We start from the raw sequence: 16,017 nt of genomic DNA, 5'->3' as shown, positions 1-16,017 counted from the left end.
TCGTTCTCATATTTTGTGAATTTATTTTAGGTATTCTGAAAACTAAGGTGAGGAGAAAGTATATGCAGTGTCGTGTTTGTGGAGCGCCCATTCCTCCTGGTGCTAATGCGTGCCCTTCATGTGGTTCAGCAGTGCCAGCATCGAGTGATAATCAGCAGGGACAGTTGCCGCCAACCGCTTACGCAGGGCCAACGCCTCCAACAAACTATGGTAGTACACCTGTGCCACCACCACCCAGCTATGGCGGCGGCCCCTATCAATCAGGGCAGCCGAGTTCATCGCCCTATAACCAGAATTATTCGTCGGCACCGTATAACCAGCCGGGGCAGCAGTATCCTCCCTATAATCAGCCTGCAAATAATTTTCAGCAGGGTGGTGGCTATCCTGGCGCTCCCGGACCTCAGCCACCTTACTCGCCGCCCCCGCGCAAAAAGTCCAGGGTGGGCCTGATCATTGGTATCGTAGCACTGCTGCTGGTGGTGGCCTGTATCGCTTCTGTGGTTTTCGCCAGCAAACTTCCGGGTGTAAGTCAAACCGACTCAACTCCGACCGCCGTCGCGACCAAAACGCCAGTTGGTGTTACACCAACACCGACAACGGGTAGCACGACCCAGGCCAACAGTACACCTTCGGGCAACCCGATTGATCCGCAAGCTGCATCGATCATTATCCATCCACAGACGGCCAGCGAGGTTGATAAAGATACGTTGGAGCCCAAGGCGGGCACGGTCGGCACAACCTTTAAAATCAATCAGCCGATCTATGTCACGTTCCACCTCGATCCCAGTAAGTATGATATTACGAAAGAACAGGATTGGGTGAATGTGCGTTTCTATCGCGGCAGTGAAAGTATCCTGAAGGATGATCCTCTGCAATTGACGAAACAAGAAACGGTGGGGTACTTTGGCGCGAAATATTATCTGTCGACCACCAATGGGGCGGCGGAGATATACTGGTGCCATACCTCCACTTGTAGCGATGGAAAACTGGCCCAGGTCGTCCATTTTACCGTCACAGATTAAATGTATGCGCAGAGGGAGCGCCCGCCAGGGCGCTTCTAATCTGCCTGATCGATAAGATCCCTATGTCATACGTTGCTGGTAAAGTCTGTACGGTGGATGTGGATGCTATGGGTGACCTTTACGTCGGCGTTGAGCATAGCCCCGACCGAGCAATATTTCTTCTCTACCAACTCCAGTGCCCTCTGAACCACGTCTTCATCTATGCCGGGTCCACTAAAGTGGTGCTCAACCGTAATGGTGTGAAAGATATATGGTGGTCGCGTCGTTTTTTCTCCACTCACCTGTATGGTATAGCTTTCGATGTCCTGCTTCATCTTTTGCAGGATCGGTGTGATGGCCATGCCGGTGCAGCCTGCCAGAGCTGCCAGCAGCAACTCGGTTGGACAGGGACCAGCGCTCTTTCCCGGCTCAAGATCAGCGGTGTCCAGCAGCATGCTATGGCCTGAACCTGTGTCGATGGCGAAGTTGAGCCCTGTGCCACGCGTGGCCTGAACATGCATCGTTGTCTTCATCATTTCACCCCCCTTTGTTTATCTTTATGTTCTACCGCGTAGATGGTTATCTGTATAGACGATTTTCTTATATTACCATCTATAGCTTATATCTGGTGCCGCCAGGAGTGGTATGGCTCACAAATGAAAAAGTGGATCTTCGCATGCGCTTGCCTGTTGCGTATAATCTGCTTGAGCTATTTGAGCGGAAAGGATGTGAGAACGTTTATGATGCAGATTGAGCCGGTTACATTGACAGGAAATGTGGTACGTTTAGAGCCGCTACAGTTGAGCCATGCGGAAGATCTGCTTGAGGCGGCCCAGGAGCCAGATACATGGTGGTATATGGCCTTCAATCCAAGCACCTCGCTGCAGGCCATGCGGCAATGGATCGATGAGGCTGCGCAACTGCAGCAGTCGGGTTCGGTTTTGCCCTTCGCCATCGTCGATCAGCGGAGCGGGCGCGCCATTGGCTCGACACGTTATCTGGCTATTATGCCAAAGGATTACGGTCTGGAGATTGGTTGGACCTGGATCGCGCCCGCCGCCCGGCGTACCGGTATTAATACCGAGTGCAAATACCTCTTGTTGCGCCACGCTTTTGAGCAGTTGCACGCGATCCGTGTGCAACTGAAGACTGATAGCCGCAACCTGCGCTCCCAGCGCGCCATCGAACGCATCGGTGGTGTCAAAGAAGGAGTGCTACGCAACCATATGATTATGTTGGATGGCTATTATCGCCATTCGGTCTTCTACAGCATCATCAATACCGAGTGGGAGCAGGTAAAAGCGGACTTAGAAGAGAAAATACGTTAAAATGCACATTCTCTTCTAAGTCCGCTTGGAGCAATTTTTTGTTGATGAGTTTTTTGCCGTGTGCCCAGCGCACGGCAAAAAACTCATCAACAAAAGGGGTGAACATCTTAAGCGTTTGAGGAGATTTTTTGCAGGTGCAGGATGCAGCTGGCGTAGGAGCTGTGGCCCAGCGGCAGCGCGATGCCCTGGTGCATCAGGGAGGCTCCTGAGTATTGCTGCGCTTCTGATTCGGGCTGTCCCATGAGTTGGACGCGGTAGCTGCTGTTGGGCGCCAGTCCTTGCAGACGCAACCTGGGCGTGGTCTCCCAGAAAGGATTGGTGCGACGGTAGACGAAGACGACCGCTTCACCGGCGTCTGGTGCGACGCTCTCTACGGCGGCCCAGTCTCCCGCTGTGGCGCTCGGCGAGATCAGCCAGTACTGATCACCGTCCTGTACCAGGGGCCGGATCTGTTTGTAGACGGCGATCCAGCGTTTGGCCTCGGCCAGGTCCTTTTCGCTCCAGTGCAACAGATGTCCGCCGATGCCGAGCATGCCCATCATGGCGACGTGGAAGCGGTAGGAGAGCGGGATCTCATTCTGGACGCGGTCGCTGGGGGTGTCGGTGACCCAGTCACCCATGACGCGGCCCGGCAGGATGTGCGAGATGCCTTCCTGGATGAAGAGGCGGGCGTCGGGATGGGTGTTGTCACTGGACCAGACCTGGTCGGTGCGTTCCAGGATGCCCAGGTCGGCGCGACTGCCGCCGCTTGAGCAGGATTCGATGCTGAGGTTGGGATGGCGCGCCCTAAGCGTATCCATGATGGTGTAGACGCCTTCAACGTGGCGCACCCAGATCTCGCGCGCGTTATGTCCCGCTGCGACATATTCGGGCCAGCCAGGCTCGGAGATGGGACGATTCATGTCCCATTTGATGAAGTCGACGCCATGATCGCCGATTAATTTGTCTAGCAGATCGATCAGGTATTCCTGCACATCCTGCCGACCGACGTTGAGCACCAGCTGGTTGCGTGCCTCGCTGCGTGGGCGCGTAGGGAAATGGTAGATCCAGTCGGGATGGGCGCGGTAGAGGTCGCTATCGGGATTGACCATCTCTGGTTCGACCCATATGCCGAACTGCATGCCGAGTTCATGCACCCGATCGACCAGCGGCTGCAGGCCATTGGGAAACTTCTGTGGATCGACACGCCAGTCGCCCAGCCCGGCATGGTCGTGGTTGCGCGCCGGAAACCAGCCATCATCGACCACGAATAGCTCAACGCCCAGGGCGGCGGCGTGCTCGGCCAGTTTGCTCTGTCCCTCTTCGCTGACATCAAAGGTGGTGGCTTCCCAGGAATTATAGAGGACCGGCCGGGGCTGGCTGGCCTGCGGCTGTGGCAGTACATGCTGCCGCACATAGTTGTGGAGGCGATGGCGGCCGCCATTAAATCCGTCTTCGGCGAAGCCGGCGATAAAGTCGGGCGTGGTAAAGCTCTGCTTGCCCGCCAGCACCCAGGCGAAATCATGCTCATGGATACCGCCGGCGATGGTGGTTTCACCAGTGATGCGGGTGCTGATGCGCAGATTCCAGTTACCGCTCCAGGCGATAGTGCCGAAATAAACCTCGCCCTGCTGCTCCGTGGCCTGGGTATCGATGGCGAACCAGGGATAGGCCGTAGATCCGGTCACGCCTTTGCGCGACTCGATCTGCACCGAGCCAGCCACGATAGGCTGTTGCTGGACGCGGCTCTCGCCCGCCCAGTGTCCGGCCAGCGTGGTCAGACGGCGCGAGGCGAACTGCTGCGGTAGATGCCAGGCGGCTGAAAAGGCTCGCTCCAATAGGATCTCTTCGTCGCCTAGATTATGAAAGCTGGCCGCGCGGATAATCAGATCATTTTTGCTATCGACCCGGTAGCTAAGGATCACCTCTAATGGATAGGCGGCGTCGCACAGACGCAGGCGTAGCTCCGGGAGTCCTTGTTTCTCTTCTATCTCCGCGCTGGCGAAGCGTAAATCAATGTCGCGTGTGCCGTCGGAGAAGATCGCCTGGGCCGCGATCTCGCCGTAACGTAGTCCTCCCATCACGGGATACACCTCGGGCGCCAGCGTCAGGGCGACATCCTGTGAACTGCGTTCCCTGGGGAGACGGGCCGCCGCGATATCGGTCCCAAGGGGCAGGCGCGCGCCCCAATAAAGTTGCAGGAGTAAGCCTTCCTCGCTAACTCCCAGTGCGTAGGTGCTATGTTCGGTGACCAGCAACCAGCTCTTCCCGCCGGGCTGCTGATGAATTCCAGATGTAACTTCCTGGATACTCTGATCGGTCTGCATGTGGAACTATATCCTTCTGTTTGTACTTATGTCGTATAAGTATAACCATTTTTGTATAAGGTAGCCTCTCCATCTCAACCTGTCAATGCCTGCTTCCTTGCAATCAGGGCTATTTAAAAGTAACGGATAGCGGGGTCAAGGGGCGGCTAGCCCCTTGCGGGGTGCGGGCGAGCATGCCGGGGGCATGCTCAGTCCCCGCTCACCCCCTCCTCCCCACCGCCGCCGAAGGCGGCAAGAAAAAAACTTTTAAACAGCCCTGCCTTGCGAGGCAGTATTCCACCTTTTGTGCTATACTTTGAGTAACTCTTCTGTGATGGCAGATGCAGGTTGTTGGGTCATGCAGACCTGAAGGGGGAAGTTGGTGGGAAAATGGGGTGGAACGGAGGGGAACATGCTTCCAGAGCAACATGGTGCCATTGTAATCCCCAATAACAACTTTTTTGCCAATCGCGATGGCTTACGCCCCCGCTATGTCATTCTCCATGGATCGGCAGGCGGTCGTCGGGCGCAGGACCTCGCAGCCTATTTTGCCTCCACCGAGGGCACCTTAAATCCTGTGAGCTGCCACTATATTATTGGTCAGGATGGTACCCTCGTGCAATGCGTGTCCGAGCGCGATGGCGCCTGGTCCAATGGCCAGCTAACACGAGGACACGATAGTTTTTGGAACGCCTCTATCAATCCTAATCTCCTCACTATTGCGATTGAGCATTGCAAACCATCGCTTGACAATTCAGATGCCCTGACCGGGCCACAGCAACTTACCAGCTTTGTACTTGTGCACAGCATCTGCCAGCGCTGGGGTATCCCTATGCGTAGAGCTGACGCCACCGGCGGTATTACCGGTCATTTTTCGCTTGATCCTATCAATCGCAGCCGTTGCCCGGGAAACTATCCCTGGGAACGTTTGTGGACATTTTTGGAGGATAAAAAGATGCTCGACCTCAATGATCCAGTTGTCAGGCTATTTTTTACCGATGGTGGCCACGGGACCTGGCGCTGTAAAAACGGTGTCATATTGCAGGGAGCAAATCTGACCTTCTATCGTAGCCATGGTGGTCCGTCTATATTTGGTCTGCCCCTTGCCAATGAAATACACCTGCCCCAATACCCGAATACGGCCATCGTCCCCTGTGAACGCGCGCTGATCGCGTACGACCCCGAACGTAAAATTGATTCCCCGCCGATCCACGGCCCCTGCTATCTGCTTCATATTGACTCTGGCCTGGGACAGCAACTCTTACTCCAACGCTCAAACGCTCTCATCCATACCCTATCCACCAAACTAACCCAGATCCATACCCTCTCCGAAATCTAAATACACGAGATGTTTTCATGTAACATGGCGGTAGTCGTGCCCAGCACGACTACCGCCATGTTACATGAAAACATCTCGTGTATACATAATTACCATAAACTTGACTAATTAGAGCTTTAGATGGTATCTTCTAGAAGAATATAGTTGACACATAAACAGTTGCCATGTCAACATTATGGCTGACATTATTTTAATGCAGATGGACATAGCAGGATCATCGTCTGGCGTTATTGCTTCTTTGCCTCATCCATGATGAAGATAACGCGATCCTACCACAGTATTTTCCAAGGAAGGGAAACCTATGACCACTGGAGTGAATGGCTTCAATGCGAAGAGAGTATTGAAAGCCTGCGTTACGACCATGCTGCTCTTGCTGCTGACGACGGCTATCTTCGTCCAATCGGTCCCCGTTAAAGCAGCTGGAACAGTTCCCAATGTCTCTGTGACCGTGCATTATTTCAGGCCAGATAATACCTACGATCAATGGAATCTCTGGATGTGGAATATCGATACTGCCGGCAATGGTCACAATGGGGCGAGCTACAATTTTACCTCTCAGGACAGCTACGGTGCTGTCGCGACCCTGTCGATTCCTCCGGATACCAATCAAACCCTGGATACCGCCCAGGTTGGTTTTATTGTGCGCAAAGGTGATTGGCTGGAGAAGGATATCGATTTCAATCGCTTTATCAATATTGCCAATGGTAAGGGTGAGGTCTGGCTCGTCTCCGGCGATCCCAACGTGTATACGACGTTAAACGACGCGCTGGACGCGCGCAAGCCGCATGTGGTGAATGCGTTTCTGGAGAACAATCGGACCGTGGTGGCACAGCTCTCAAACCCGATTACTTTCCCCTATGCTCCCACTGACGCCAGCGCGGTCGATACCACCAGCGGTAAATCTATCTCCGTCAATAGTGTGACGCCTTATGATCCTAGCAAAACGACATCGTCTAATCTGGTGACCATCAAGCTGAATGGTGCTCCAGATGTGACACATATTGTTGATGTCGATCTCAAAGACTTTAAGGCAAAAACGATTATTCCGCGCAACGTCTTGAATCTCCCCCAGTATACCTATAAGGGCGATGATCTTGGCAATCGCTATGATGAGTCCGCGACGACGTTCCGTGTCTGGGCGCCGACCGCGTCAGATGTGAAGCTTCAGCTTTTTAATAGCGAGAGTGGACCACTGACGAAAACGGTAGCGATGCATAAAGGCGATAAGGGAACCTGGCAGGCGCGCGTGCGCGGCAACCTGCAGAACTGGTACTATCTCTACCAGGTGACCGTGCAGGGCCAGACGCAGACGGCGGTCGATCCCTACGCGACGGCCATCGCCGTTAATGGTACGCGTACGATGATCGTTGATCTGCACGATACCAATCCCGCCGGCTGGCGTTTCGATACGCATAAGACACCGGCCCAGCCGGAAGACGCGGTGATCTACGAGGTCCATACGCGTGACTTTACCATCAATCCGAACTCGGGTGTGAAGAACAATGGGAAATTCCTGGCCTTCACAGAAACGGGGACCAAGGGGCCCGGTGGCGTTTCAACCGGCGTCGATAGCCTGAAGGAACTGGGCGTGACCGATGTGCAGATCATGCCTGCCTACGGCTTCGCCAGCATCGACGAGAATAATCCCAACCAGTATAACTGGGGCTATGATCCACGCAACTACAATGTGCCCGAGGGCGCCTACGCTACCACTCCCCATGGTACCACGCGCATTACTGAGTTTAAACAGATGGTGCAGAGCCTTCACAAACAGGGTCTTGGTGTGATCATGGATGTGGTCTATAACCATACCTTCACCACTAAGATCAGCGATTTCGATAAGATCGTGCCTGGCTACTACTACCGCACCGATTTTTCTGGTGCCTATACCAACGGCTCTGGCACCGGCAATGAGATCGCGGCCGAGCGTCCCATGGTGCAGAAGTTCATCCTGGACTCGGTCAAATACTGGGTTAACGAGTATCATGTCGATGGCTTCCGCTTCGATCTGATGGCTCTGCTGGGCGTCGATACCATGAAGAAGATTTCGACCGAGCTGCATGAGATCAATCCTGGCATCCTCATTCATGGCGAGCCATGGACGGGGGGAACCTCCGCGCTGCCGGCCAATCAGTTGCTTACCAAGGGCCAGCAGAAGGGTCTGAACCTGGCCGTCTTCAATGATAACCTGCGCAATGGTCTCGACGGCAACGTCTTTGACAAGAGCGCCCAGGGCTTTGCTACTGGGGCGACCGGTCTGACGGACGTGATCAAAAAGGGCGTGGAGGGCAGTATTAACGACTTTACCGCCTCCCCGCGTGAGACGATCAACTACGTTACCAGTCATGACAATATGACGCTGTGGGATAAGATCGCGGCCAGCAATCCCAATGATAGCGTCGGTGATCGCATCAAGATGGACGAACTGGCCCAGGCCGTTGTTATGACCTCGCAGGGCATTCCGTTCATGCAGGGTGGCGAAGAGATGCTGCGCTCAAAGGGCGGCAACGACAATAGCTATAATGCCGGCGACGCCGTTAATCAGTTCGATTGGTCCCTGAAGGAGCAGCATAAAGATGTCTTTAACTACTACGCGGGCCTGATTAAACTGCGCGACAGCCATCCTGCCTTCCGCATGACGACCGCCGACCAGATCAAGGACAACCTGGTGTTCTTGAATAGCCCGGATAATACCGTGGCCTTCATGCTCAAGGACCATGCCAACCATGATGCCTGGAAAAACATCATGGTTGTCTACAATCCTAACAAGACCGCCGCCAATGTGACCCTGCCTTCTGGCAACTGGAACATCGTCGGCACCGCGAACACCATGGGACAGCAGGTGCTTGACCATGCAACGACCAGCGCCACCGTTCCACCGATCTCCACCATGGTCCTCTACCAAAACTAATCTTTATCTGGGATTCCTCCTCCATGGAGGAATCCCATCCGTGACGTTCCCCTTTTGCCGATGCCCGGAAACGTCACTATCTCGAAAGCATCCCTCTTTTTTCCTATCTGTTCTGGCTTTCGCCGGGTGTTGTCACCTGGGAATTATGCAGCGCGTGTACAATGTGATAAGAACATGATGTAGAAATTTACTTATCAGCTTACTTCTTAAGGATGAGCTGCGTAAGTGATATAGGAATGTATTGGAAAGGAGGTGTGCCAGATTTTTAGATTCCCGTGTATTGTATATGCTCTCTTTGTTGATGGGTGGAAGTAGATGTGGTTGTGATGACAAAGGGTGGTGTGGTTGGTTGATAGTGAGTAAATTGTGGTCTCGTTATCACAAGGGAGGAGTAGTACAATATGAAACAGATGGCACAGACACGCATACATATTGGCCCGGTTCAGCTTGGTATTATCGTGTGTACCCTGGCCACGGCGCTGATCCATCTTTATGAGGCCGTGCAGCCAGGGGAAGATTTACGTAACTGGTTCATCCTCAATTGTATCGGCTACCTGGTTCTGCTGGTGGCCTGGTTTCTTCCACAGTTGGCGGGCTTTCATCGCCTGGTCCGCTATGTCTTGATCCTTTATACCGCGATCACTGTCCTGATGTGGTTCCTGATAGGTTTGCCCTCTGAGCCGATTGGATACGTGACCAAGGCTATTGAAGTGCTCTTGATTATATTCCTGGCAACGGAAGATGTGCAGGAACGGCGGCACTCCTTAAGCTATTCTGCATCATAAAAAAACTTCAAATTTGCTATATAGTAGTAAGTGTGGTTAAAGGAAGTAACTACTTTTCAGATGCAAGGATGCATCGCTCTACCCCTTTCAAGCACCATAAGTCTTCTCATCTTCCTTTCTTGTTATGGCAACTTGAGATAAATTGGGCTGAAAAGCTATTCCCTTTTCGATTATAGTTGATATAATTAATATATCAACCTGATGACGATGAGGAGACCGGATACCATGTTGCCGCTTTATGAGCAAGTATATCAACATTTGTTAAGTGAGATTAAGAGCGGAAGATTACGAGGAGGGGATCGCGTTCCTTCTGAGAAGGAACTGGCGGAGCAGTTTAACGTCAGCCGCATTACCTCTAAGAAGGCGTTAGAAAATTTGATGCAGGCACAGCTGGTTGAGCGTATCCGCGGTAAGGGGACATTTGTTGTGCAAACGTTGCCCGACCTTCAGGAAATTGCTCACCCTCATTCCTCTGAAGTTTTATCTGCGTCAAATGAGCATGCACGCCATGACTATGCCTTGATCGGTGTAATTATTGAAGATGTAGCTGATTCTTATGGATTGCGCCTCTTGCAATCTATTGAGGAGAGTTGTTCTCAACATAAAATGTATATGTTGTTGAAGCGTACATATGGCAAGCGTGAAGAAGAGGAAGCGGCCATCGAGGCATTTCTCCAATTGGGCGTGGATGGTCTGATAATTTTCCCTGTGCATGGTGACTACTATAATCCCAAAATTCTCAAACTCGTGGTAGATAATTTTCCTGTTGTGTTGGTGGATCGCTATCTCAAAGGGGTAGCCGCTCACGCGGTCTATACTGATAATCGTAAGGCTGCCTATGACCTTACAGTCTACTTGCTTGAGCAGGGTCATCAGCATATTGCTTTTGTCTCACCACCACTGGAAAATACGTCCAGTATTGATGAGCGCCTCCAGGGCTTTTCCGCCGCCTTAACCGATCATGGGGTCTCATTAAACTCAAATTATTGGTTTACCCGTTTGGTCAGTACGTTACCCGCGGTGTATCGGCGCGAGAACGCTTTTACCGATCAGCAGGAACTGACACGGTTTATTCAAGAGAATCCAGAGATTACGGCATTTTTTACTTGCGAATATAGCCAGGCGATGCTGTTACGGCATACCCTGTTAACCATGGATCGGCCGAAGGTACCTCAACCTACGATTGTTTGTTTTGATTATCCAGAACAGCTATTTGTTTCCCCCCTTTTTACCCATATCCAGCAAGATGAGATAGCCATGGGCAGGCAGGCTATCGAAGTGCTTCGCGGACAAATTGAGGGCCAGCGTGAGCCTCTGGTTTCGGTCATTCCTTATACCCTGATACGAGCTGATTGAGATCTTTCTTTCTTTACCAAAGTTGATATGCTTTTTGCTTATTGATATATTGACATACTAATTGTTGGGATGTTATATTCTCATTAAGAAAAGCATCAGCTTCTCATCGGTGCCAGCCATAACTATCTGGCGTTGCATGGATAACAGTGCATATTCTGATGTGCTAAGCCATGTTTTCATCCGATGAAGTGAATTGAAATTTGGTGAAGATGTTGTCATACCAACCTGTTTTAGAACGATATACTCTCTTGCAGCAGCGTTTACAGGACAGTAGCGAATTCTTCCAACGGCAGGGGTTGCCTGATCTGAAAGCTATTTTTAGTCGTTGTATGTTAAATACTCTGGAGACTACGGTAGAGCTTTTAGAGGATGGTACAACTTTTGTCGTGACGGGGGATATTCCCGCCATGTGGTTGCGTGATTCTACCGCTCAAGTTAAGCCATACCTGACGGTCGCGGCTGACGACAAGGATGTGCAGCGTCTTGTGCGCGGTTTGTTGCAGCGCCAGGTGCGCTATATTTTGCATGATCCTTATGCCAACGCGTTTAATCGTGAGCCTGGTAGATCTGGGTTTTCACACGACCACACTGAGATGACGCCGTTGCTGTGGGAGCGTAAGTACGAGCTCGATTCTCTGTGCTACCCTCTCTATCTCTTGCACGAATATGTTGTTCGTACCCGCGATACTACCATCTTCGACGAGACGATCCACCAGATGTTGCAATGTGTTATAGACGTCATGTGTACAGAACAACAGCATGACCTTCAATCGCCTTATTATTTTGAGCGTGACAATGGCGTTGCTTCTGATACCTTGCCTTTCCAGGGACGAGGAACACGCTGTAACTTTACCGGCATGGTCTGGTCAGGTTTCCGACCCAGTGACGATGCCTGTAAGTTTGGTTATCTGGTGCCCGCTAATATGTTCGCGGTAGTTGTGCTGCGGTACGTAGCCGAATATGCGCGCTCTATTTATCAGGATGAAGAGCTGGCGTTGCGGGCGCTGCGTTTGCGTGAAGAGATCAACTTCGGTATTCAGACGTACGCCATCGTGCAACATCCTGTATATGGCTCCATTTACGCTTATGAGACCGATGGCTATGGCAACTATAACTTGATGGACGATGCCAACGTGCCAAGCTTGCTTTCTCTGCCGTATCTGGGTTACTGTGCCGCGGATGATCCCATCTATCTCAATACACGCCGCTTTATTTTGAGTGCGGCCAATCCTTACTATTTTAGCGGCACGCGGGCGCGCGGCATTGGAAGCCCTCATACTCCGCACGGCTATATCTGGCCAATCGCGCTTTCCATGCAGGGACTTACCGCGACGGATGAGCGAGAAGTGCTGGAACTGGTACAGATGCTGGTGGACACGACGGCCGGTACCGGATATATGCATGAAAGTTTTCATCCCGACGAGCCGGAGCGCTATACTCGCTCATGGTTTGCCTGGGCCAATAGTTTGTTTGGAGAGTTTATCTACCACTGGATAACGAGGAATACTTCCCCAAGCTAGCTAGATACTTATGGATGTATTTCCCGGTGGTCGCATTGACGACGCTACAAGTATGAGAGAAGGTGTTCAATGAAGACACAGGTGCAAGGAGTAGGTACGGGAATGCGCGGCACAGGCGCTTCCAATAAGGTTGGTACCTATGCCCCTAAAACTGGTCGTGCGCCCCGGCATAGATGGCGCCCTGGAGATGTGATTGCAGGCTATCTCTTTATTATGCCCTCGATTATCGGTTTTTGCCTCTTTATCGCGTATCCACTGATCTTTTCCGCCTACTATGCGTTCACGGACTGGAATGGGCTGAACAACCCTACCTGGATCGGATTGAAGAACTTCCAGTATATGTTTAGTAAAGATCCGGCCTTCTGGCCTTCGTTGCGCGCTACGGCCTACTTTGGTATTTTGAGTGTGCCTTCGACCCTGGTGCTTGGCCTGTTGCTGGCGGTCTTGCTTAATCGATCACTGCCAGGTGTCCGGATCTTCCGCACCATTATGTATCTACCTGTCGTCTTGCCAAGTATCGCGGTACTGACGCTATGGAAGTATTTGTACGATCCACTGTTTGGCCTGGCGAACCAGGCGTTGAGCTTCTTTCACCTGCCGACCAGTATGTGGCTGGGTAGTGAGCAGATGGCGATGCCGTCCATCGTATTGATTGGACTCTGGGGTGTAGGATCGACCATGATCATTTTTCTGGCCGGTCTGCAGGCAGTGCCTCAGGAGGTGTATGAAGCGGCCAAAATGGATGGGGCGGGGGCGTTCAACCTATTTTTCCGTATTACCTTGCCGATGATCTCTCCCATCCTTTTTCTGCAACTGGTGCTGCAATTGACGACAGCTTTCCAGGCCTTCAACCAGGCCAAAGTACTGACCGGCGGTGGTCCGCACTTTGCGACTAACCTCTTTATGTTCAAGATCTATAATGATGGCTTTAATGGCGCCTTTCCTCAGCTTGGATATGCGACGGCAGAGGTGTGGATCCTCTTCATTATCATTCTGGCCATCACTGCCCTGACGTTCCGTACCTCGTCGATGTGGGTATACGCGGAGAACGCCGACTGATTGCCGGCGGGATGATTGTTGCATCACATGGTTTTATCCCTGGAAAGGAATCGATAAGATATGAGTACTGTTGCTCATGCGCCGGTGAAGAAACGGAACACAATGCCGTCGGCGGAACAGCGTAGAGCCCGTTATTTGATTGGCAAGCTCGCCTGGTACGCGCTCTGTATCCTGCTCTCGATCTCGATGATCTTCCCCTTGTTGTGGATGATCACGATCGCACTCAAAAGCAATAGCGCTATCCATGAGCTGCCGCCCCGGTTGATTCCCAACGAGTTTCACTTTGAGAACTTTATTCTGGGACCGGCAGAGATTCATTTTCCACTGCTGTTTATGAACTCGGCCATTATCGCTATTGCCTGTACCGTTGGTAGCGTCATTACTTCGATGCTGGTGGGGTATGGCCTTTCGCGCATCCATTTCCCTGGTCGCCGCGTCTGGTTCTATGTGTTTATCAGTAGCATCTTTGTGCCGCCGCTGATCGGCCTGATCCCGATTGTGCGCCTGGCCATTAATCTGAACTTTTACGATACCTGGTTTCCTTTAATTTTGCCTGCCTGGCTGGCGAATCCCTTTTTTATCTTCCTGTTCTATCAATACGCGCTCTCCATTCCGTATTCGTATGATGAGGCGGCCAAGCTGGATGGCGCCAATCACTGGACCATCTTCTGGAAGATTATGGTCCCTCTGACGCGCCCGATCTGGATTACGATGGCGATCATGTCTTTCCAGGCTTCCTGGAACGACTACCTTTCTCCGCTGGTCTATCTGATCTCGGATGACAAATTTACCCTTTCCCTGGGTATGGCTTCTTTTGCGGGCCAGTTTGCGGGTGTCGCGACCACGCAATACAACTACTTTATGGCTGCCAATGTGTTCTACATGCTCCCACCACTGATCCTGTTTTTCCTGGCTCAGAAATATTTCATGCAGGGGCTTGGCTCACTGGGTAGTTCAATGACGCAAAAGTAGAGAAGCTGTATCCCGTTTTCGCTTATTATCGCTGGTTAAAGTTGACCAGTTCGCGACCTGTTTCATTTGTCGATCTCATTTTTGAGGAGAGGTTGTAGCTATGAAATTCACAAGGACAAAGACCGTCTTACTGATCACCGTCATTTTATCTATGTTGCTGGCCGCCTGCGGCGGCTCCAGTAGTGGACCCGGTAGTAGTAGTAGTAATGGCGGTAAAGCGACCGTCAGCTTTATGACGTGGGAAAACAATACGACCAATGCCGCCATTGATGCCGCATTGAAGAAGTTTTCCGACAAGAACATTACCATCCAGCATATCCCATCTCCTAATAGCGATTTTAGTCAGAAGATTACATCGTTAACGATGGCCAAGAAACTGCCCGATTTCTTCTGGTGTGGCAACGATACCGAGCAGGATCTGGGTAGCAAAGGGGTACTCTTTGACTGGTCCAAGTATATCAACCAGTCTAGCGGCAACTTTGATCAGAAGAACTTTGCCCCCTCCGCCCTCAAGGCCTGGTATTCAACGGATGGTAGCAAGCTCTATGGCCTGCCTACCTTGCTTAACACCTACGGCTATTTTTACAATGCTGACCTCTTTAACGCCGCTAAAGTATCTCTGCCAACCACGAACTGGACCTATGACGATTTCTTTAAGGCGGCCCAGGCGTTGACTGTGAAGAGTGGCGGCAAGGTGACACAGTATGGTGCCCTGAGCGGTCCTTATGCCGATCCGTTTGGTATGAGCAATTACGCGGTTTCAGCCGGTGGCGCGCCATTTGTCGATCGCATCATCTCACCCACAAAAGTGACGATCAGTCCCCAGTTTGTGGAGGGCACGCAGAAGTTTGTTGACGCCGTTAAGAATGGCTATGTTACCCCGCCAGACTATCAGAGTAGCGATCCTTCGGCCGCCTTCCTGGCTGGTAAAGTGCCGATGTTCTGGGGCGGTCAGTGGTTCGCCGCCAGCTTCTTGCAGGCCAATCCTAAGTTCAAAATTGGCTTTGTACCTCAGCCGATCGTCAAAACACAGTCCCAGACCTATGATGCCGTTGGCATCTGCTCACCGACCTACATTCAAAATCCGGATGCTGTCTGGAAAGTTATGACCTATCTGGATGGTACAGCCTGGAACGATATCCTGCCCAGCGCTCCGGTGGCTCCCGCAGCTTACCTGCCCGCTTCGCAGCAATACTTTAGTACGTTGAATGCGAAGGGCTATCAGAGCGTGAGCGACTCGGTCAACGCCAGCCTGAACACACCGAATAAAGTGCCGGTGCGCTTCATTTCTCCCTGGGCTACTAAAGCCAATGATGTCATTACCGCCAACTGGAACGATATCCTTAGCGGTAAAAAGCCGGTTCAGCCTACCCTGGACAACATGGCTAAACAGCTCAACGAGATTATCCAAAATAACGGACAGTAAAGTTTGATAGGGGGAGCTATGTGCATTGCACATAG

12 protein-coding genes are annotated in these 16,017 nt (G+C 51.9%); 10 read left to right on the top strand and 2 right to left on the bottom strand.

All coding sequences use genetic code 11. From position 1 onward, the window contains the following. The first annotated feature begins 62 nt into the window (after positions 1 to 62). Positions 63 to 1,022, top strand: coding sequence for a zinc ribbon domain-containing protein (locus tag KTT_RS29470; RefSeq protein WP_126601263.1), 960 nt, complete (start codon positions 63 to 65; stop codon positions 1,020 to 1,022). A 65-nt stretch (positions 1,023 to 1,087) separates the two neighbouring features. Here the strand turns inward: KTT_RS29470 and KTT_RS29465 are convergent, their stop codons facing one another. Further along, positions 1,088 to 1,537 (bottom strand): OsmC family protein, encoded by a 450-nt coding sequence (locus KTT_RS29465; RefSeq protein WP_126601262.1) that lies wholly within the window; start codon positions 1,535 to 1,537, stop codon positions 1,088 to 1,090. 204 nt (positions 1,538 to 1,741) lie between these two features. On the opposite strand from KTT_RS29465, the gene KTT_RS29460 reads away from it, so the two are divergent. Then, complete coding sequence (locus KTT_RS29460; protein ID WP_126601261.1) at positions 1,742 to 2,329, top strand: GNAT family N-acetyltransferase; 588 nt, start codon at positions 1,742 to 1,744, stop codon at positions 2,327 to 2,329. A 107-nt stretch (positions 2,330 to 2,436) separates the two neighbouring features. Here KTT_RS29460 and KTT_RS29455 read toward each other — a convergent pair whose 3' ends face one another. Next, entirely contained in the window at positions 2,437 to 4,635 is a 2,199-nt protein-coding gene (locus KTT_RS29455) for an alpha-galactosidase (protein WP_126601260.1), read from the bottom strand. 391 nt (positions 4,636 to 5,026) lie between these two features. Here KTT_RS29455 and KTT_RS29450 point away from each other — a divergent pair, with 391 nt between their 5' ends. The 8 genes from KTT_RS29450 to KTT_RS29415 all read left to right on the top strand — a co-directional run bounded on the left by KTT_RS29450 (position 5,027) and on the right by KTT_RS29415 (position 15,982). Next, entirely contained in the window at positions 5,027 to 5,953 is a 927-nt protein-coding gene (locus tag KTT_RS29450; protein WP_126601259.1) for an N-acetylmuramoyl-L-alanine amidase, read from the top strand. A 301-nt stretch (positions 5,954 to 6,254) separates the two neighbouring features. Continuing rightward, entirely contained in the window at positions 6,255 to 8,864 is a 2,610-nt protein-coding gene (pulA, locus tag KTT_RS29445; protein ID WP_126601258.1) for a type I pullulanase, read from the top strand. A gap of 401 nt (positions 8,865 to 9,265) precedes the next feature. Next, complete coding sequence (locus KTT_RS29440; RefSeq protein ID WP_126601257.1) at positions 9,266 to 9,649, top strand: hypothetical protein; 384 nt, start codon at positions 9,266 to 9,268, stop codon at positions 9,647 to 9,649. 225 nt (positions 9,650 to 9,874) lie between these two features. Further along, complete coding sequence (locus KTT_RS29435) at positions 9,875 to 11,005, top strand: GntR family transcriptional regulator (RefSeq protein ID WP_160146212.1); 1,131 nt, start codon at positions 9,875 to 9,877, stop codon at positions 11,003 to 11,005. Between the two features lie 209 nt (positions 11,006 to 11,214). Beyond that, the gene (locus tag KTT_RS29430) at positions 11,215 to 12,525 is read left to right on the top strand and encodes a glycoside hydrolase family 125 protein (RefSeq protein ID WP_126603248.1); all 1,311 of its coding nucleotides are present in this window, start codon (positions 11,215 to 11,217) and stop codon (positions 12,523 to 12,525) included. Positions 12,526 to 12,594: 69 nt separating this feature from the next. Then, on the top strand, positions 12,595 to 13,584 hold the full coding sequence (locus KTT_RS29425) for a carbohydrate ABC transporter permease (RefSeq protein WP_218031042.1): 990 nt from the start codon (positions 12,595 to 12,597) through the stop codon (positions 13,582 to 13,584). Positions 13,585 to 13,644: 60 nt separating this feature from the next. Continuing rightward, positions 13,645 to 14,556 (top strand): carbohydrate ABC transporter permease, encoded by a 912-nt coding sequence (locus KTT_RS29420; RefSeq protein ID WP_235845912.1) that lies wholly within the window; start codon positions 13,645 to 13,647, stop codon positions 14,554 to 14,556. Positions 14,557 to 14,656: 100 nt separating this feature from the next. Further along, complete coding sequence (locus tag KTT_RS29415; RefSeq protein WP_126601255.1) at positions 14,657 to 15,982, top strand: ABC transporter substrate-binding protein; 1,326 nt, start codon at positions 14,657 to 14,659, stop codon at positions 15,980 to 15,982. The last annotated feature ends 35 nt before the right edge of the window (positions 15,983 to 16,017 follow it).

This window comes from Dictyobacter aurantiacus, from assembly GCF_003967515.1.
GTDB classification, from domain to species: domain Bacteria; phylum Chloroflexota; class Ktedonobacteria; order Ktedonobacterales; family Ktedonobacteraceae; genus Dictyobacter; species Dictyobacter aurantiacus.
Note: the sequence above shows the minus strand (reverse complement) of the source record. Positions and strands in the feature narration are given on the sequence as shown.